Origin of the sequence: Pseudomonas sp. R1-43-08 (assembly GCF_003852255.1) — a bacterium.
GTDB lineage: Bacteria > Pseudomonadota > Gammaproteobacteria > Pseudomonadales > Pseudomonadaceae > Aquipseudomonas.
The window spans coordinates 2,364,243-2,384,191 of the sequence record NZ_CP027734.1 but is presented as its reverse complement, the minus strand read 5'-3'; the positions used below and the strand labels follow the sequence as shown (position 1 = coordinate 2,384,191).

The following is a 19,949-nucleotide window of genomic DNA, read 5'->3' as shown; positions in this document are numbered from 1 at the left end:
GGTTCAAATCGCCTCTAGTTCGCTCAAAAAGTCACGAAGATCATCAAAATCTTCCTCGCTGCCCGCGCGGAAGGTGGCTGCGGCCTGCACGTAGGCACGCAGCGATTCGGTCTGGAACAGTTCCATCAGCGGTACGTCCAGGCCCAGCTCGGCCTGGACCCGCGAGGTGATCTGGATGGCCAGCAAGGAATGCCCGCCGACTTCGAAGAAGTTGTCGTTCAGGCCCACTTGCGGCAGGTGCAGGACGTCGGCCCAGATCGCGGCGATGTGCTGCTCCAGTTCGGTCTGCGGCGCCACGTAGCGTTGCTGCATCTGGCTGGCGTCCGGCAACGGCAGGCCCTTGCGGTCGAGCTTGCCGTTGGGGGTCAACGGCATCTGCGCGAGGAACACGAAGTGCGCCGGCACCATGTAATCCGGCAGGCCGCTTTTCAGGGCGCGGCGCAGGGTGTCGCGGAATTCGGCTTGGTCGGCCAGGGTCGCATCGGCCGGCACCACGTAGGCCACCAACTGCTTGCCGGTCGGGCCGTCCTGGGCCACCACCACGGTCTCGCCGACGCTGTCTTGTTCACGCAAACGCGCTTCGATTTCGCCCAGTTCGATACGGAAACCACGGATTTTCACTTGATGATCGACGCGGCCGAGGTAGTCCACCACGCCATCCGCACGCCCACGGGTCAGGTCGCCGCTGCGGTACACGCGGCTGCCGGGCTGGCCGAACGGGTCCGGCACGAAACGTTCGGCGGTCAACGCCGGGCGTTCCAGATAACCCCGGGCCACGCCCTCGCCGCCCAGGTACAGCTCGCCGGCCACGCCGATGGGTTGCAGATTGAGTTGGGCATCGAGCACGTAGCCGCTGCGGTTGCCGAGCAAGGTGCCGATGGGGGCGTAGACGGCGCCGCAAGGGTCGCCTTTGCGCGCCTTCCACAGCAGCGGCGTGACCACGGTTTCGGTGGGGCCGTAGCCGTTGAACAGGTAGGTTGGTTTTAGCGCGCGCCAGGCCAGGTCATAGCTGGCCTGCGCCACCGCATCACCGCCAAAACAGTACACGCGCACCGCCGGTGGGTTGCCGTCGCGCTCGGCATGTTCGGCCAGTTGTTGCAGGTACACCGGTGGGAACACCGCCATGGTCACGTGGTGACGGTGCATTTGTTCGTAGGTGTATTCCGGTAGCCACAGGCTGTCGTCACGGATCAACACGCTGGCGCCATTGATCAAGGGGTGCATCCAGCCTTCGTGGGCACCGTCGAAGGCGAACGACATGAAGTGCAGTTCGCAATCGGCGGGGCTGGTTTCATAGCGCTCGCCGGTGGCGATGATGTGCGCCACCAACGGCCCGTGGGACACCGCCACGCCCTTGGGCATGCCGGTGGAACCGGAGGTGTAGATCACGTAGGCAAGGTTGTCGGCGTGCAGCGCCACATTCGGCGCGGTGTCGCTGAGGTGTGCCCATTGCTCGGTAGCGTCAATTGCTAAGGTTTCCAGCCCTTGCGGGATAGGCAATTGCGCCAATGCCTGGGTATGGCTGAGCAGCAGTTGCGCCCGGCTGTCCTGCATCATGTACAGCAGGCGATCACGCGGGTACTCGATGTCCAGCGGCACATACACGCCCCCGGCCTTCAGCACGGCGAGGAAGGCCACCATGATCTCGGCACTGCGCGGCATGGCGATGGCCACCCGCACTTCCGGGCCGACGCCACGGGCGATCAGCCCATGGGCCAGGCGGTTGGCCTGGGCGTCGAGCTCAGCGTAACTCAGGGTTTGCGCATCGAACTTCACCGCCACTGCATCCGGGGTTTGCCGCGCACGGTCAGCGACCAGCTCATGCACCAGGCGCTGGGCCGAGTAGCCGGATTCGGTACGGTCCCACAGTTGCAGGATGTGTTGCTGCTCGGCGGCGTCCAGCAGGTGCAACTGGCCAATGGATTGATGTGGATCAGCGACCATCGCCTGTAGCAGGTTCTGCCAATGCGCCGCCATGCGTGCGATGGTGGCGGGCGCAAACAGGTCGGTGGCATAGCTCAGGGAGGCATGCAGCGCCGTCGGGCTTTCTTCGACGTCCAGCGCCAGGTCGAACTGGGCCACGCCTTCGTCCCAACTCAGCACTTCAATGTGCAAGTCGGTCAGCTGCTGCAACTGGCTTGCGGCGGACGTCACGCGGTGGTTGAACAGCACCTGGAACAGTGGGCTCAGGCTGAGGCTGCGCTCCGGTTGCAACGCCTGCACCAGTTGTTCGAACGGCAGGTCCTGATGGGCCTGGGCGTCCAGGGAGCGCTGGCGCACCTGGCTCAGCAACTGCTCGACGCTCATCTGCCCGTGCAGATCGGCCTTGAGCACTTGGGTGTTGACGAAGAACCCGATCAAACCCTCGGTTTCCAGGCGGTTACGGTTGGCAACCGGGACGCCGACGCGCACGTCTTCCTGGCCGCTGTAGCGGTGCAACAGCGCCTGATAGGACGCCAGCAGCACCATCGGCAGCGTGACGCCGACGTTGTGCGCCAAGGTGCGCAGGCCGTCCAGCAGCCCCGACGCCAACTCGATGCCCAGGCGTGCGCCGCGATGGCTTGGCAGCGCCGGGCGCGGGTAGTCGAACGGCAGCTCCAGCACCGGTTGCTCGCCGCCCAACTGCTCGCGCCAGTAAGCCAGTTGACGCGCCTGCTCACCGGCCTCCATCCACTGGCGTTGCCACACGGCATAGTCGGCGTACTGGATCGGCAATGCCGGCAGGTGCGGCGTTTGCCCCTGGCTGAACGCGGCGTACAGCTGCACCAGTTCCTCGACCATCAGTTGCATCGACCAGCCATCGGAGACGATGTGGTGCTGCACCAGCACCAGCACATGGTCGTCCTCAGCCAGGCGCAGCAACTTGACCCGCAACAGCGGCCCGCGCAGTAAATCGAAGGGGCGTGCGACCTCGGCCGCCACAGCGCCCTTGAGGTCGGCGTAGGCACAGGCGCCCCGGTCGATTTCGATCAGGCCCAGCGCTTCGATGACTTGCACCGCGCCCATGGCCTCCTGGCGCAGATGGGTGCGCAGGCTTTCATGGCGCGCCAGCAAGGTGTCGAAGCTGCGTTGCAGCGCGGCCTGGTCCAGCGGGCCATGCAAGCGCAAGGCACTGGGGATGTGGTAGGCCGTGCTGTGCGGGTCCAGTTGCCACAGGAACCATTGGCGCTCCTGGGCGTAAGACAGCGGCAAGGGTTGCGTGCGGTCGGCCCTTTGCAGCGCCGGCGCGGTGACGCCCTCCTCGCCCAGTGCGCGCACAAAGTCACCCAGCAGGGGTTGTTCGAACAGGGTCTTGAGCGCGACTTCCAGGGCCAAGGCCTGACGCACCCGCGACACCACCCGCGTGGCCAGCAAGGAATGCCCGCCCAGTTCGAAGAAGTGATCGTCGAGACCGACCTGCGGCACGTCCAGCACCTCGGCCCAGATCGCCGCGACCTGTTGTTCGCGCGGGGTGACGGGGGCCAGATGGCCTTTACTCAGTTGGCTGGCATCCACCTTGGGCAAGGCCTTGCGGTCGAGCTTGCCGTTGGGGGTCAGGGGCAGACGGTCGAGGAACAGCAGGTGCGCCGGCACCATGTAGTCCGGCAGGCGCACGCGCAACGCGGCTTTGTAGGCCTGTTGTTGGTCCGGCGCGGAGCTCACCAAGTAGGCGATCAAGCGGTCGTTGTCGGCCAGCACCACGGCTTCACGCACGCCTGGGTAGTCACGCAGGCAGGCTTCGATCTCACCCAGTTCAATGCGGAAACCGCGCACCTTGACCTGATGATCGACCCGGCCAAGGTACTCGACCACACCGTCTGCGCGGTAACGCGCCAGGTCGCCGGTGCGGTACAGGCGTGCGCCGGGCGCACCGAACGCGTCTGGCACAAAACGCTCGGCGGTGAGCGCAGGCTGTGCGTGATAACCACGCGCCAGGCCGACCCCGCCGATCAGCAGCTCACCGGCCGCGCCTTGCGGGCATGGCGTGAGCCCGGCATTGAGGATGAACAGCGAGGTGTTGGCGATGGGCCGCCCGACCAAAGGCTGCGCTTCGTGCAGCCGATGGGCCGCCGACCAGATGGTGGTTTCGGTCGGCCCATAGAGGTTCCACACCGGGCCTTGCAGATCGAGCAGGCGCTGGGCCAGGTCAGCCGGCAACGCCTCGCCGCCGCACAGGCACTGGACGCCGCGCAACAGCTGCGCGCGCGGGCTGTCGAGCAGCATGCGCCAGGTCGACGGCGTGGCCTGCAGCACCGTGGCCGCCTGGCTGTGGGCCAAGTCGAGAATGGCTTCCGGGTCCAGCGCCATGGCCTGCTCGCTCAGCAGCACCGTCGCGCCGACACTCAGCGGCACGTAGAGCTCCAGGGCGAAGATGTCGAACGAGAACGTGGTCAACGATAACAGGCGGGCATCAGCGCCGATGGACAAGCTGTCGGCCATGGCGCAGTTAAAACTGCACAGCGCCTGGTGCCGCACCATCACGCCTTTGGGCTTGCCGGTGGAGCCGGAGGTGTAGATCACATAGGCCAGGTGTTCCGGCGTGAGCGCAACCTCGGGGTTGTGTTCTGTACCCGGTTCATCCTCGACCAGCAGCACCTGCAGGCCCTCGGGCTGGGACAACTGGCCGTGCAACCGCGCCTGGGTCAGCAGCACTCGGGCGCCGCTGTCGTCGAGCATGAACGCCAGGCGCTCGGCCGGGAACTGCGGGTCGAGCGGCACGTAGGCAGCGCCGGCCTTGAGGGTGGCCAACAGGCTGACCGCCATGTCCAGGGAGCGCTCCACATGAACCGCCACCAGCACGTCGGGGCCGACGCCTGCTGCGATCAAGCGATGCGCCAGGCGATTGGCCCGGAGGTTGAGTTCGGCGTAGCTCAGGCGGTCGCCATTGAAGCGCAGGGCGACGGCCTCCGGTTGGGCAAGGGCTTGGGCCTCGAACAACTGGTGCACGCACTGCTCGCTTGGATAGTCGAATGAGGTGTGGTTCCAGTCTTCAACCATTTGCTGCCATTGCGGTGCGCTGAGCATTGCCAGGTCATCGAGCGCCTGGGACGCATCGCTCACCACTGCGTGCAACAGGTTGTGCCAATGCCCGGCCAGGCGTTCCAGGGTTGCCGCTTCGAACAGGTCGGCAGCGTACGTCAGCGACGCCCAGAGGCCATCGGCGGATTCTTCGGTTTCCAGGCTCAAATCGAACTGGGTGGTGTGCCCGGCCCAGTCCAGCGCCTGCAACGCCAGGCCCGACAAGTGCACAGGGCCGGCGCGCAGGCTGTCCTGATGGTTGAACATCACCTGGAACAGCGGGTTGTGGCTGAGGCTGCGCTCAGGCTGCAAGGCTTCCACCAGTTGCTCGAACGGCAGGTCCTGATGCGCCTGGGCCTCCAGGGCACGGCGCTTGACCTGGGCCAATAACTGTTCGAAAGGCATTTGCCCATGCAACTGCGCCTGCAGTACCTGGGTGTTGACGAAAAAACCGACCAGTCGCTCGGTTTCCAGGCGCGTGCGGCTGGCGATCGGCACACCGACGCGAATCTCGGACTGGCCGCTGTAGCGATGCAGCAATGTCTGGAACGAGGCCAGCAGGAGCATGAACAAGGTCACGTCCTGACGCTGGGCCAACGCCTTGAGTTCGGCCACCAGCGCGCGGTCCAGATGGATCTGCCGGCGCGCGCCCCGATGGCTTTGCACCGCCGGACGCGGGTGGTCCAGGGGCAGCGCCAGCACCGGATGTTCACTGCCCAGGCGCGCGCACCAGTAATCGAGCTGGCGCTGTTTCTCCCCGGCGGCCATCCAGTCACGTTGCCACTGGGCATAGTCGGCGTACTGGATCGGCAACGCCGGCAAAGCGTCATCGCCCTGATAGAGCGCCACCAGCTCATCGACCATCACTTGCATCGACCAACCGTCAGAGATGATGTGGTGCTGGGTGATCACCAGCACATGATGCTCTGGCGCGACGTCGAGCAATTTAACCCGCATCAGCGGGCCGCTGCGCAGGTCGAACGGGCGCTGGATTTCCTCGGCCACCGCCTGTTCGATCGCCGCCACATCGACGCGCTGCTGCTCGATGGTCACCGCCAGGTGCGGATGGATGACTTGCAAAGTGTGCTCGCCTTGCTCCACAAAGGTGGTGCGCAGCGGCTCATGGCGCTGTACCAGGGCCTGGAACGCCTGCTCCAGTGCGGCGCGGTTGAGTTGGCCGCGCAGGTGCAGGGCGACGGGTACGTGATAGGCCGCGCTGGCCGGGTCCAGTTGCCAGAGGAACCATTGGCGTTCCTGGGCGAAGGACAACGCCAGCGGCCGACCGCGTTCCAGCGCCAGCAACGGCTGCGCCGTGCTCACCTGCAGCGCCGCGCAAGCATCGGCAAATGCGCGCAGGGTCGGCTGTTCGAACAGCGCGCGCAATGGCACTTCCAGCTTGAGCACATGCCGCACCCGAGAGATCACCTGGGTAGCCAGCAGCGAATGACCGCCGCGTTCAAAGAAGTGATCGTCCAGGCCGACGCGCTCAACCTGCAACACCGCTTGCCAGATCGCCGCGAGCTGGATTTGCAGCGGGCTGTGGGGTGCCACGTAGGCCGGGGCGTGCAGGTTCAGGTCCGGCGCCGGCAGTGCGCGGCGGTCGAGCTTGCCGTTGCTGTTCAAGGGCAAGGCCTTGAGCACCACCCACTGCCCAGGCACCATGTAGTCCGGCAGCGACTGGCGCAAACGGCCCGCCAGTGCCTGTGTCTCCAGCACATGGCCTTCGGCGGCTACCACGTAGGCGACCAATTGCGTGCCCGTGGCGCTCGGCAGCGCATGCACCGCCGCTTCACGCACCTGCGGCAAGGCTTGCAGGCTGGCTTCGATTTCGCCCATTTCAATTCGCAAGCCGCGAATCTTCACCTGATGGTCGATACGCCCGACGTACTCCAGCACATCCGCCTCGTTGTAACGGGCCAGGTCGCCGCTGCGGTAGAGCCGCGCACCGGGGACGGCGGAAAACGGGTCGGGCAGGAAGCGCTCGGCGGTCAGCGCCGGGCGGTCGAAATAGCCTTGGGCCAGGCCGGCCTCGGCACCAATGCACAACTCGCCCACGCCATCGGTCGCCTGCAGTTCCAAAGCGCTGTCGAGCACGTAGAGCGAGCGCCCTGCAATCGCGCGCCCAATCGGCACACCGAACGCGTCGCTGGCATCAGCCAACCGGCAATCGTGCACGCTGGACACCACCGTCGCCTCGGTCGGCCCGTACGTGTTGACCAGCCGCACATCGCCCAACCCGGCGGCATGCCAGGCGCGCAGGCCTTCCACCGACATGGCCTCACCGCCCACATGCACCTGGCGCAGCTTGCCCAGGGGGCGGCTGTGCACGGCGCATTCCTTGGCGAGCAAGTACCAGTAGGCGGCGGGCAAGTCGGCCAGGGTCACGCCCTGTTCAACGATTTCTCGCGCCAGTTGCCCGGCGTCCCATAGTTCATCGCCGCGCATGATCAGCGCCGCGCCCACGCACAGCGGCGGGTAGCACTGCTCGACAAAGCCGTCGAAACTGAAAGTGGCGAATTGCAGCACGCGGTCCTGGGCGCTCAGTTGGCTGTACACCACGGCGCTGTCGCAGAACTGGTCGAGGGCGGCGTGGTCGATGGCCACGCCTTTGGGCTGGCCGGTGGAGCCGGAGGTGTAGATCACGTAGGCCAGGTCCGCCGCCGTCGCGTGGTTGGGCGGATTGGTCGCAGGGTAGCTGGCCAATTCATCACCGCTGGCGCTGAAGTCGATACGGCTCAGCCCTGCCGGCAATGGCAAATCGGCCAGCAGGCCGGTTTCGCTGAGCAGCAGGTCGAGGCGGCTGTCCGCCAGCATGTAGGCCAGGCGCTCGGCGGGGTATTTAGGGTCCAGCGGCACATAGGCCGCGCCGCTCTTGAGCACCGCCAGCAGGCTGACGATCAGTTGCGGGCCACGACGGGACGCGAGGCCCACGCGCTGACCGGGGCCGACGCCGCGCTCCAGCAGGCGATGGGCCAGGCGGTTGGCGCGAGCGTTGAGTTGGGCATAGCTGAGGCGTTCGTTGCCAGCCTGCACCGCCAGTGCGTCCGGCGTGGCCTGGGCCTGGGCAGCGATGCGTTCATGGGCGCGCTGATGAGGCTGGGCGGCTGCGGGCAATTGGCTGAGGGCAAGCACGTCGCGCTGGGCGCTGGCGTCGAGCAGACGCAGGTTGCCCAGGGGGCTTTGCGCGTCTGCGAGGAATTGCGCGAGCAGATACTGCAGGTTGTCGCTCAGGCGGATGACCTGGGCTTGGCTGAAGTGCGCCCGGTCGTAGCTGAATTCCAGGCGCAGGCTGGCACCCAGTTCGATGCCGAGGGTCAGTGGATAATGCGTGCGCTCATGGTTATGCAACGGCCCGAAGCTCAGCCCGGCCGGCGCCCCCTGCTTCAGAGCTTCGGCCACCGGGAAGTTTTCGAACACCAGCAGGGTGTCGAACAGCGCGGCGCCTGGCTGGCCAGCCCAGCCCTGAATGTCGTAGAGCGGCACATGCTCGTGATCGCGCAGGCTGAGGTTCAGCGCTTGCAACTCGCCGAGCCAACTGATGGCCGATTGTGCCGGCGAGGCGGCGCTGATGATCGGCAAGGTGTTGATGAACAGGCCCAGCTGCTGTTCGATCCCCGGCAACGGCGCGGAACGCCCGGCCACGGTGGCGCCGAACGCCACGCACGCCTGGCCGGTGTAGCGTTGCAGCAGCTGGCTCCAGGCCCCTTGCAGCACGGTGTTGAGAGTGACTTTGTGTTGGCGGGCGAACTCACTGAGGGTGTGGGTGACGTCACGGCCCAGCACGACGTGATGGTCTGCAGTGCCTGCCCGCGCAACCGGCGTACGCAGCGCTTGTGCCAGCAGGGTCGGGGCCTGCAACGGCGCCAGCTGGGCTTTCCAGAACGCTTCGCCGTTGCCTTGCCGTTGCAGCCAGCCCAGGTAATCGCGGAATTGCCCGAGCAGTGCGGGCACCGTCTGGCCGGCGTAATGGGCGAGCACTTCGCCAAGCAACTGGGCGTTGCTCCAGCCATCCATGAGAATGTGGTGGCTGGTGAAAATCAGGTGCCAGGCCGCCCCCGCGCCGCGCACGAGCATCAGGCGAAACAGCGGCGCGGTATCGAGTGCGAAACCGCGTTCACGCTCGGCCTGGGCCAGCGCATCCAGATCGGCGCTCGGGTCTTCAATCACTTGCAACTGCAGGTCGACCTGGCGCTGGATCACTTGATGGGCGCTGTCCAGGCCCAGCCAATGGAAGCTGCTGCGCAGGATGTCGTGACGGTCCAATGCAGCCTGCCAAGCGCGCCCGAACGCCAGCAGATCGAGGCCGTCGATGTCGACGCGCAACTGGTTGATATAGGCCTGGGCCTCGGGCGCCAGCAGGGTGTGGAACAGCATGCCCTGCTGCATCGGCGACAACGGGTACAGATCGGCGATGGCCGGCCCGGCCGCCGGCAATCCATCCAGTTGCGCCTGAGTGACCTGTGCCAGGGGGAAATCCGATGGCGTGACCTGCCCGGCCGGTGTGGCACAGCAATGGGCGATCACGGCCTTGAGCTCACAGGCGAATTCATCCGCCAGGCGCTGGATGGTCGCCGCCTCGAACATCTCGCGACTGAAGCCCCACTGCAGCGCCAATTCACCGCCATACACCTGCCCTTCCACCGTCAGCCAGTTGGCCAACGGTGCTTCCGGATCCTGGGCCTGGCCGCTGCCCTCGGCGGCCGGCACAAACAGTGCCGATTCATCGAACTGGCGATCGAACTGCCCCAGATAGTTGAAGGTAATGCGTGGCACGGCCAGGCCGGCCAGGGATTCGCGGGCTCCGGGCGCGCCGAGGTAGCGCAGCAGGCCATAGCCCAGGCCCTTGTCGGGGACTGCACGCAGTTGTTCCTTGACCGCCTTGATCGCGCCGGCCAACTCGCCGTCCGCTTGCAGGCGCAGCGGAAACAGGCTGGTGAACCAGCCGACGGTGCGCGTCAGGTCGATGCCGTCGAACAGGTCTTCGCGGCCATGCCCTTCCAGCTGGATCAGCGCGGCGGGCTGAGCGCTCCAACGGCTGACCACGCGCGCCAGGGCGGTGAGCAACAGGTCATTGACCTGGGTGCGATAGGCCGCAGGCGCCTCTTGCAGCAACTGGCGCGTGTGCTCGGCGTCGAGGCGCGTTTCCAGCTTGGCGCCCAGGCGATGCTGCAGGCCGCCTTCAGGGTGATCACACGGCAACTCGGCCTCGGCGGTTTGCGCCTGCCAGTACGGCAGTTGATGCTCGAGAGCGTGCGCGTGCTCTTGCAGCCGGTGCGCCCAGTGCTGATAGGCGCTGGTCTTTGCCGGCAACCGCTGCTCGCGATACGCCTGTTGCAGGTCTTCGAGCAGGATGCGCCAGGACACGCCATCCACCACCAGGTGATGCACCACCAGCAGCAACCGCTGGGTGCCGTCGGCCATCTCGACCAGGGCGGCGCGCAGCAACGGGCCGTGCTCCAGGTCAAGGCTGCGCTGGGCCTTGTCACATAGCGCAGCCAGTTCGGCGTCGGTGTCGGCCTGGGCCTGCCACAGCAGCGCTGCGTTGCTCGCAGCAGCGTGGTGCTGTTGCCAACCCTCAGCCTGCGCCACGAAGCGCAGGCGCAGGGCATCGTGATGCTGGACCACTTGCATCACGGCCGCGTCGAGCCGAGCGGGCTGCAGCGGTTCACGCGGGGTCAGCAGCAACGACTGGTTCCAATGGTGACGCGCCGGGATGGCCTGGGCGAAAAAACCCTGCTGCACCGGCGTGAGGATGACCTCACCGCTGACCGGCCCCTGATCGACTTCGCTCAGTTCGTCGACGCCCGCCACCAGCGCCAGGCTGCGCACACTCTGGTACTGGAACAGGTCGCGCGGACTGAGGCGGATACCGGCCTGGCGGGCCCGGCTGACCACCTGAATGGAGATGATCGAATCGCCGCCCAGCTCGAAAAAGTTGTCGTCCAGGCCGACAGCCTGAATGCCCAGCACGTCGCTCCAGATCGCGGCCAGGGCTTGTTGCACGGTATTTTCCGGGGCAGCAAAGGCCTGCTGCGCCGTGGCGTCCGGCAGTGGCAGCGCCTTGCGGTCGAGCTTGCCGTTGGCGGTCACCGGCAGTTTGGCAAGCGTGATGAAGTGGCTTGGCACCATGTATTCCGGCAGGCTACCAAGCAGCCAGGCCTTGAGGTCGGTCGGTGCGTCGCGTTCAAGCACCAGGTAAGCCACCAACTGTTTGCCGCCGTGTACTACTACCACTGCTTCGCGCACCGTTGGGTGCTGCATCAGGCGCGTTTCGATCTCACCCAGTTCGATGCGCAAGCCGCGCAGCTTGACCTGATGGTCGAGGCGGCCAAGGTATTCGATCACCCCATCGGCGCGCTGGCGCACACGGTCACCGGTACGATACAGGCGCTCGCCGGCCACGAACGGGCTCGGCACAAAGCGCTCGGCCGTCAGCGCCGGGCGGCGATGGTAACTGCGCGCCAGGCCGGTGCCGCCGAGGTACAGCTCGCCGGCGATACCGGCCGCAACCGGGTTGAGTTGGGCATCCAGCACGTAGGTGCCGAGGTTGGCGATCGGCCGGCCGATGGGCACGCTGTCGGCGCCTTCGTCGATGCAGGTCCAGTGGGTGACGTCGATTGCCGCTTCGGTCGGGCCATAAAGGTTGTACAAGGCCGCATTCGCCAGCTTGGCGAACACTTGGCGTTGCGCGTCCAATGGCAAGGCTTCGCCACTGCAGACAATGCGCTTGAGGCTGGCGCAGGCCTCCACGCCGGGCTCATGGATAAACGCCTGCAACATTGACGGCACGAAGTGCACGGTGGTGACGGCGTGCCGGCCGATGGTCTCGATCAGCCGGGCCGGCTCACGGTGCTCGCCGGGCGCGGCGACCACCAGGCGCGCGCCCGTCATCAGCGGCCAGAAAAATTCCCACACGGAAACGTCGAAGCTGAACGGGGTTTTCTGCAGCACCGCATCACCGCCATCGAGCGCATAGGCCTGCTGCATCCAGCACAGGCGGTTGACCAGTGCGCGGTGGCTGTTACCGGCGCCCTTGGGTTGACCGGTGGAACCCGAGGTGTAGATCACGTAGGCCAGGTTCAGCCCATGCAGGCTGACGTCCGGGGCCGTGGTGCTGTAGCCGTCGAGCCAGTTGGCCGGCTGATCCAGGGCAATCACCTGGAGGCCTGCGGTCGGCAGCCGTGCCAGCAGGCTTTGCTGGCTGAGCAGCAGCCTGATGCCGCTGTCGTCGATCATGTACGCCAGGCGCTCCTCGGGGTATTCCGGGTCCAGCGGGACGTAGGCGCCGCCCGCCTTGAGGATTGCCAGCAGGCCCACGACCATTTCAATGGAACGCTCGACACAAATGCCCACCAGCACGTCCGGGCCGACGCCTTGCGCGCGCAATGCATGGGCCAGCCGGTTGGCCCGCGCGTCAAGCTGGGCATACGTCAGCGTCAGCTCACCGAACACCAGTGCTGGCGCGGCAGGCGTGCGTTGCGCCTGGTCTTCAATCAAGCGATGGATCGCGCGTTCGGTCGGGTACGGCGTGGCCGTGTGGTTCCAGGTCTTGACCAGCAGCTGTTGCTCGTCAGCGCCCAGCATCGGCAGCTCACCGATGCGCTGTTCAGCGTCCGCCACCATCGCCTGCAACAGGCGGGTCCAATGGCGCGCCATGCGCTGGATGGAAGGCGCGTCGAACAAGTCGTTGGCGTAGGTCAGCGCGGCATGCAAGGTGCCGGATTTTTCATAGGTGTCGAGGGTAAGGTCGAACTGGGTGGTACGGCCCTGCCATTCCACCAGGGCCAGTTCCAGGCCGGAGGCGGTGCTGACGGAGGCGATATCCGCCACCACCGGCTGATGGTTGTACATGACCTGGAACAGCGGCGTATGGCTGAGGCTACGCTCGACGTTCAAGGCGTCGACCAAGCGTTCGAACGGCAATTCCTGATGGGCCTGGGCGCCCAGGGCATGCTCCTTGATGCCTTGCAGCAGTTCGCCAATGCGGGTCTGGCCGGTCAGCTCGGTGCGCAGTACCTGGGTGTTGACGAAGAAGCCAATCAACCCCTCGACTTCAGTGCGGTTGCGGTTGGCGATGGGCACGCCGACACGAATGTCGCCCTGCCCCGTATAACGATGCAACAACACGTTGAAGGCGCCGAGCAGCAGCATGAACAAGGTGACGTTGTGCTTTTGCGCGCACATGCGCAGTTGGGTGGCCAGCGCCGGGTCGATCTCGAAGGCATGGCGAGTGCCCTGGTAACTGGGCATGGCCGGCCGTGGACGGTCGGTCGGCAGCTCCAGAACCGGATGTTCATCGCCCAGGCGCGCCTGCCAATACGCCAACTGGCGCGCCTGCTCGCCGGCCTCCAGCCAGCGGCGCTGCCACAGGGCGTAGTCACTGTACTGGATCGCCAGCGCCGGCAATTGTGGCGCCTCGTTGCGCTCGTGGGCGTCGTAGCAACGGATGAACTCGTCGATCAACACATTCATCGACCAACCATCGGAGACGATGTGGTGCAAGGTCAGTAGCAGCACGTGCTCGTGTTCGTCGAGCCTGAGCAGTTGCACGCGCAGCAGCGGGCCATGCTCGAGGTCGAATGGCAGTAGCGACTGGCGCGTCGCCGCCGCGTTGACCGCCTGCTCACGGTCAACGGGCGCCAGGGTGCTCAAGTCCAGGTGCTCGATGGCCAACGACGGCTCGATTGACACCTGCGCCAGACGCTCATCCGCTTGACGCTGAAACACCGTGCGCAAGGTTTCGTGACGCGCCACCAGGCTGGCGAACGCTTGTTCCAGGGCGTCGAGGCTGAGCGCACCTTTCAAGCGTACGGCGCCGGGCAGGTTGTAGGCGCCGCTGGCCGGATCCAACTGCCAGAGAAACCACATGCGTTGCTGCGCGTAGGACAGCGCCCGGCGATCCTCGGCCTCAACCCCAGCCGGAATCGGAAACCGGGAAAAATCCACGCCTTCTTTCTGCAAGGCCTGCAGGAACACTTGGCGTTTTTCCAGGGGCAACCCGATAAACCGGCGAGCAAGTTTCAAGGAGTCTTCAGCATTCATTTGTTGGAGTCCGGAGCAATAGGCAGGAAGCACAAAGGCACGTCGTCCCTATAAAACGAACCGCAGAGGGAAAAATTAGCGAGGAATGGGGGCCTGCAAGCGAGGTGTCATCACGGGTTACATCAATCTCGGGAAAGGCGCATCAGACCGAGCTAGCATTGACGTACACCACTTTTTGCAACTACATTTAGTTACACGCAGGGAACGCCGTGTCCAAAAATGAAAAGCTGCTCGCCAAACTGCTCAATGAGCACATGGCATTCACCTGGTCTGAACTCGTAACCCTGTTACGGCGACTGGGTTACACACAGATTGAAGGGGCTGGAAGCCGGGTCAAATTCGACATTGGCGACCCCAGTGCACTGATCACCTTGCACAAGCCTCACCCCGGCAACGAACTGAAACACTACATTCGGCGCCAAATCATCGAACAATTGAAATCAGGAGAACTGATTCAGTGAACAACCAGCTGAAACACAAAGGCTACATCGGCTCCATCGAAGCCAGCCTCGAGGACAACTGCCTGTTCGGCAAGGTCCTGTTCATCAAGGCCCTGGTGAGCTACGAAGGCAAAACCGTCGCAGAGTTGGATGCGGCCTTCCAAGAGGCGGTGGACGATTACCTCTCCACCTGCCAGTCGCTCGGGCAAGTGCCTGAAAAGCCCTGCAAGGGCTCATTCAACGTACGCGTCGGCCATGACCTGCATCTGGCGGCAGCGTTGGCGGCGAACCGCAAGAAAGTGACGTTGAACGACCTGACACGCCAGGCGCTGGATGAGTTTCTACAGCATCATTTCCCGCAGCCTTGCGCGGCGATTGGCTGACTGCCTAATCGTCGGTACCCCAGCACGGCCGAACCCAACACGACCACCCCCGCCGCCAGCGCCACCCAGAACCCGCTGACGGCGCCAAAGTGGTCAATCATCCAGCCGGAGCTGGCGGCGCCAATGGCCACGCCGATGCTCAGGCCGGTGATCAGCCAGGTCATGCCTTCGGTGAGGCGGCTGGGTGGGACGACTTGCTCCACCAGCGCCATGGACACGATCAGGGTCGGGGCGAAGAACAGACCAGAGATAAAGATCGCCACGGCCAGCCCTGGAATGTCGGTCACCAACAGTAACGGCAACGTGGTCAGCGCCGTGGCTACGCCACAGTACAGAAACTGGCGGGGCAACGGCACCTTGAGCTTGAGCGTGCCGAAGGCCAAGCCTGCCAGGCAGGAACCGATGGCGTAGACCGACAACACAATACTGGCTGCCGTCGGGTGGCCCGCCTGCTGGGCGAACGCGACGCTGACCACATCCACCACACCGACGATCACACCCATGGCGAGCAACAGGGTCATCAGGATCAGCACCGACGGCGAGGCGATCAACCAGCGCCCGTGGTGGTCATGACGTGCATGCACCGGCGGTTCAGTGGTGCGTTGCAATACGAAGGTGGTCACACCCACCGCCAGCAATACGGCCGCCACCAAAGGCCCGGCCTCTGGGAACAGCACCACACTGAGGCCGACGGAAATGGGCGGGCCGATGATGAAGCACACTTCATCGAGCACCGACTCCAGGGCAAATGCGGTGTGCAGCTTGGGCTGGCCACGGTACAGCTCGGTCCAGCGCGCCCGCACCATCGCCGACATATTGGGCATGCAGCCGGCCAGTGCGGCGAACAGGAACAACGTCCAGCCTGGCGCCTGCAAACGCGTGCACAGCAACACCATCAACAACGCACCGCCACCGATCGACGCCGCAATGGGCAGCACCCTGCCCTGGCTGTAGCGGTCCACCAGGCGTGACACCTGCGGTGCGCAAAACGCGGTGGCCAACGCGAATACCGCCGCCACCGAACCCGCCAGACCGTAACCGCCATGCACTTGCGAGAGCATGGTAATCAGGCCAATCCCGGTCATGGAGATCGGCATGCGTGCCAGCATGCCCGCCAGCACAAAGGCGCGAGCGCCCGGCACCTGGAACAGCTCGGCGTAAGGGTTAGCCATCGATAAAGCGCCTTCTCTGCTTGGGTGGGCAACCTTTTATCACAGCAGCCGCTTGATCTGCTTATGCCGCCATACCAGACGGTAATACGCGGTCTGCAGCACCAGCATCGCCAGGTAAGTCACCGGAAACGCCATCCACACGCCTTCGAGGCCAAAATGCGCATTGAACAGGTAGGCCACCGGCAATTCCACGCACAGCACACAGAAAATCGAGATGGCGACCGGCATCAACACCACACCGCTGGCGCGCATGATCCCGCCGATCACGGCCTGGAAGCCGAACACCAGGATGCTCCACAACATGATGTGCAACAGGTGCTCAGCGTTGACGCGGGCAGCGGCGTCGGTGATGAACAGCCCCAGCAACCAATGCGATAGCCCATAGCCGAGCACGATCAGGCCACCGGTAAGGGCGGTGTTGATCAACAGCCCGGTGCGCAGGATCGGCCCGATGCGCTCCAGGCGCCCGGCGCCAATCGCCTGTGCCCCCAGGATCGAGGCGGTGATGGCAATCGACAGCGCCGGAAACTGCACGTAGTTGACGATCTGCGTCACCGCGCCGTACGCCGCCGTCGCCTGGGAACCGTGGCCGTTGACCAGCGCCAGGATGACCAGTTCCGACAACGACAGCACCACCATCTGCAGGCCTGTCGGCAGGCCGATGCGCAAGACCTTGCCGAGGATCACCCGGTCCAGGCGCAAGGCGGCGAGCATGTCGCGATCCGGCGCCATCACCGAGTTTTTGTGCCGCAGGCGCAGGATCAGGAACAGCATCGCCAGGGTATTCCCCGCCAGCCCCGCGTATGCCGCACTCTGGATGCCCATGGGCGGCAGGCCGATCCAGCCGCGAATCAGCGCTGGCGTCAGCAGCAAACCCACCAGGGTCGACACCATCAAGGCCAACAATGGTGAAACGGTATCGCTGACACCGCGTAGCAGTTGGGTATAAAGAATGAATACCAGCAGCAGCGGCATGATCAGCATCATCACCTGGGCGTAGCCCACTGCATCGTCAAGCACATCAACAGGGGTTCCCAACGCCTGCAACGCGGGGCGGGCCAACAGGCTGCCAAGCAGGGCGGCAACCAGGCCCACCAGCGCGCCGAGGGTCAGCGTGGCGCCGGTGATCACCTTGACCATTCCCGTCTCGCGGGCGCCCCAGGCCTGGCCGATCAACACCGAGGCGCCAGCACCCAGGCCAATCACCAGGGCAATGAAGAAAAACACGATGGGAAACATGCCCGATACCGCCGCCAGCGCGTGGGTACCCAGCATCTGCCCGACATAGATACCGTTGAGCGTGCCGGAAAAGCTTTGCAGAAAGTTGGACAGCACCATCGGTGCCAGGAAAAACAGATAGACCTGCCACAGCGGTCGTTGTTGGATGACTTCCATGATGATTCGGGGCCCTGGGTCTCGGTGGTGTCGTCAATCGCTTGAGTCTATTGGCGCTGAACCGCGAATGCTACGCCGAGATGACGATCCCGCTGCACAAGCCTCTTGAGCACCGACGGCTGCTACCTGTGTCACCGGAAGCAGCCGTTGGCGCTCATTTGATCCTGCCCACCCGCAGCCACGGAGTAATTACCCAAAGGTGCGTTAGCTTAAGGCTTGGCTCGCTCCGTGGAGGATTCTTTCTCGATCATATGGTCGATGTTAACCATGTCGAAGCGTCGGTCTTCAAAGCCTGGCTTGCCGGCCTCCCCAACGCCGATATCCAACTCGCGCAATAAGCCCGGACGATTGAGCAGCTCCAGCGCCACTTCGCGCGCTTGCGGGCTGAACGTTCGGTCAGACGGAATAAGACCCGCCGCCTCTTTCAACTCATTGACATTGACATAGTCATCAGTCCCACCGGCGGTAAACTGCCTGAAATTATCTTTCACGGCCTGAAGCAGCCCGGCGTTGCTCATTGTGCGGTACTCACTCGCTGCATCGCCCAGATCCTGCCGGGAAATACTGCCGTCAAGTGTGCCACTGCGGCCTTGGTCAAGGGTCTTGAACAGTTGGCCCCGCTCCAGCAGCTCCTGCGCGATAGCGGCATCCGCCGCACTGATGGGCCGACCATCCAGAGAGTGTCCCGACGCTGCAGCACTCAGTGACGCGTCAGTGATCGTCCCCGTTGAGGGGTCTTGCAGGTTGCTGAAATGGGAGAGCACTCTGGCCGATAAGGACTCGTTACTCTCATTCGCATACGGTCGACCTCCAGCCATCGTGGGAGTCCATTGTTGATTGACTGGCGTCCCCCCATAGGACGGCTGCGGCGCCGCGTACACTCGTGGTGCAGGCGACAACGCGCCCCAGCCTTCCATGCCGCGCGGCCCACCGGACGAAGGCTGTGCGCAGAACTGAGAAGCAAACTGCTGGTTGACCCTCTGTTGCCGCATCGCGCCGTTATAACCCGTTGCGAACTCATTCCCCGCCCGTGGTTGCGGACCTAACTGGTCGATGGCTAGCTGCAAATCCTCTCGGTTGATCAGCCCATCTTCATGACCACCGTTCTGAGCGCGATCAAAAAAGTTTGAGAGACCGTCCCGTCCCACTATATCCCTGGCAAGCAACGTCATCTGGTCATCGTAAACGCTGATTCCCAATGGACGATTGGCCACGTCAGTAAGCGAGTTTCGCGAAACGAAAGCACTTTCAGGCGTACTGAAGTATTCGAAGTTGTGGAGCAGCAGCTTTGCAACATCCGAATTGGAATAATAGCTGGTCATATTGCTCGGCATGTTCGCAGTAGCATTGCGCCCATAATCGGCAGGGCAATATCCGAAGTTCTGTGCGGGCGGAGGCGAATAGAGCGGCGGGTTGAAGTTAGGATTCATTGCAACACCTCATGTCTTGGACGTAACGACTGCTTAACCAGGCCAGTAAGCCCTCGATTCAGCTACCTCTTGGTGGCAACCGAAAACAGTGCAGTTCCAAATAAACATGCAGTTACACGCAAGGAATTTACCGTCGCACGCAAAGTAAAAGCCTGTGCAACGATGCGAAAAAGAATGGCATTTGCGTAGGACCGATCTGAAAAGCCCCGCTCTCTCATATACGCTTTCACATCAGAAATGGACTACCCACCAAATGCCTGCGAAGGCCGGCGCAACGTCGGATCAAACGGATTGATCCGCGGCCCGATCGCTGCCGCCTCTCGCTTCAACAATTCCACCACCATCGGCAAACGGCTCGGCCCCAGGCGATCACTGATGGTCGCTACGCTCAACGCCGCCACCGCATGCCCGTCACGGTTAAGAATGGGCACCGCCAGCCCGGCCATGCCTTCGAGCACGCCCGTGTTGCGCGCGGCATACCCCAGGCTGCGCACATTCTCGACCTCCGAACGCAACAGCACCTCGTCGTACACATGGAAATCCCTGAGCCGTGGCAAGTTGTAGCGGATTACCGTTTCGCGCTCCTCCTCGGGCAGGAATGCCAGGATCGCCAGGCTGCCCTGCCCCACGCCTAGCGCCACGCGCCCACCGATATCGCCGGTGAAGGTACGGATCGGGTACGGACCTTCGCTGCGGTCCAGGCAGATCGCGTCGAAGCCACTGCGGGCCAGCAGGAACAGCGAATCGCCCAGCGATGCACTCAAGCGCAACAGGCTTGGTCGTACCAGGTCGCGCAGGTTGCCGGTCTTGCCGGCATTCGCCGCCAGGGCAAAGAACTCCAGGCTAAGGCGGTAGCGCTTGCTGCGCGCGTCCTGTTCGACCATGCCTTCGTCCATCAGGCTGCGCAGCAGGCGGTGGGTGGTCGGTTGCGAGAGGCCGACCTGCTGCGCAAGCTGGGTCACGCGTTCACCGCCTCCCGGCACTTCACCCAGGGTGCGCAGCAGTGCGAACAGGCGAGAGACGCCGCCTGAGCCAACTTCCCTTGCATTTTCATTCCGCTCAGTGGAATCATTCACGTTTTATCTCCAA

7 protein-coding genes are annotated in these 19,949 nt (G+C 64.2%); 2 read left to right on the top strand and 5 right to left on the bottom strand.

Going from position 1 to position 19,949, the window contains the following annotated elements; genetic code table 11:
• Positions 1 to 3: 3 nt before the first annotated feature.
• Complete coding sequence (locus C4J87_RS10915; RefSeq protein WP_124366776.1) at positions 4 to 14,040, bottom strand: non-ribosomal peptide synthase/polyketide synthase; 14,037 nt, start codon at positions 14,038 to 14,040, stop codon at positions 4 to 6.
• Positions 14,041 to 14,249: 209 nt separating this feature from the next.
• On the opposite strand from C4J87_RS10915, the gene C4J87_RS10910 reads away from it, so the two are divergent.
• Positions 14,250 to 14,501: a type II toxin-antitoxin system HicA family toxin gene (locus C4J87_RS10910; RefSeq protein ID WP_057722035.1), complete on the top strand. Its 252-nt coding sequence runs from the start codon at positions 14,250 to 14,252 to the stop codon at positions 14,499 to 14,501.
• Positions 14,498 to 14,863: a type II toxin-antitoxin system HicB family antitoxin gene (locus C4J87_RS10905; RefSeq protein ID WP_124366775.1), complete on the top strand. Its 366-nt coding sequence runs from the start codon at positions 14,498 to 14,500 to the stop codon at positions 14,861 to 14,863. Before C4J87_RS10910 ends, C4J87_RS10905 begins: the two co-directional genes overlap by 4 nt.
• On the opposite strand, the gene C4J87_RS10900 is transcribed toward C4J87_RS10905, so the two are convergent.
• From C4J87_RS10900 to C4J87_RS10885, 4 genes are all read right to left on the bottom strand, one after another.
• Positions 14,830 to 16,035: an MFS transporter gene (locus C4J87_RS10900; protein WP_124366774.1), complete on the bottom strand. Its 1,206-nt coding sequence runs from the start codon at positions 16,033 to 16,035 to the stop codon at positions 14,830 to 14,832. The two genes, C4J87_RS10905 and C4J87_RS10900, sit on opposite strands and share 34 nt — an antisense overlap.
• A gap of 39 nt (positions 16,036 to 16,074) precedes the next feature.
• Positions 16,075 to 17,430, bottom strand: a complete 1,356-nt coding sequence (locus tag C4J87_RS10895; protein WP_124366773.1) for an MATE family efflux transporter — start codon at positions 17,428 to 17,430, stop codon at positions 16,075 to 16,077.
• A 209-nt stretch (positions 17,431 to 17,639) separates the two neighbouring features.
• Positions 17,640 to 18,860, bottom strand: a complete 1,221-nt coding sequence (locus tag C4J87_RS26200; RefSeq protein ID WP_177412792.1) for a hypothetical protein — start codon at positions 18,858 to 18,860, stop codon at positions 17,640 to 17,642.
• A gap of 242 nt (positions 18,861 to 19,102) precedes the next feature.
• Positions 19,103 to 19,936: an IclR family transcriptional regulator gene (locus tag C4J87_RS10885; RefSeq protein ID WP_124366772.1), complete on the bottom strand. Its 834-nt coding sequence runs from the start codon at positions 19,934 to 19,936 to the stop codon at positions 19,103 to 19,105.
• Between the last annotated feature and the right edge of the window lie 13 nt (positions 19,937 to 19,949).

Coding starts and splice junctions, on each gene's coding strand:
- C4J87_RS10915 (WP_124366776.1), bottom strand. CDS start 14,040: ATGAATGCTGAAGACTCCTTGAAACTTGCTCGCCGGTTTATCGGGTTG.
- C4J87_RS10900 (WP_124366774.1), bottom strand. CDS start 16,035: ATGGCTAACCCTTACGCCGAGCTGTTCCAGGTGCCGGGCGCTCGCGCC.
- C4J87_RS10895 (WP_124366773.1), bottom strand. CDS start 17,430: ATGGAAGTCATCCAACAACGACCGCTGTGGCAGGTCTATCTGTTTTTC.
- C4J87_RS26200 (WP_177412792.1), bottom strand. CDS start 18,860: ATGAATCCTAACTTCAACCCGCCGCTCTATTCGCCTCCGCCCGCACAG.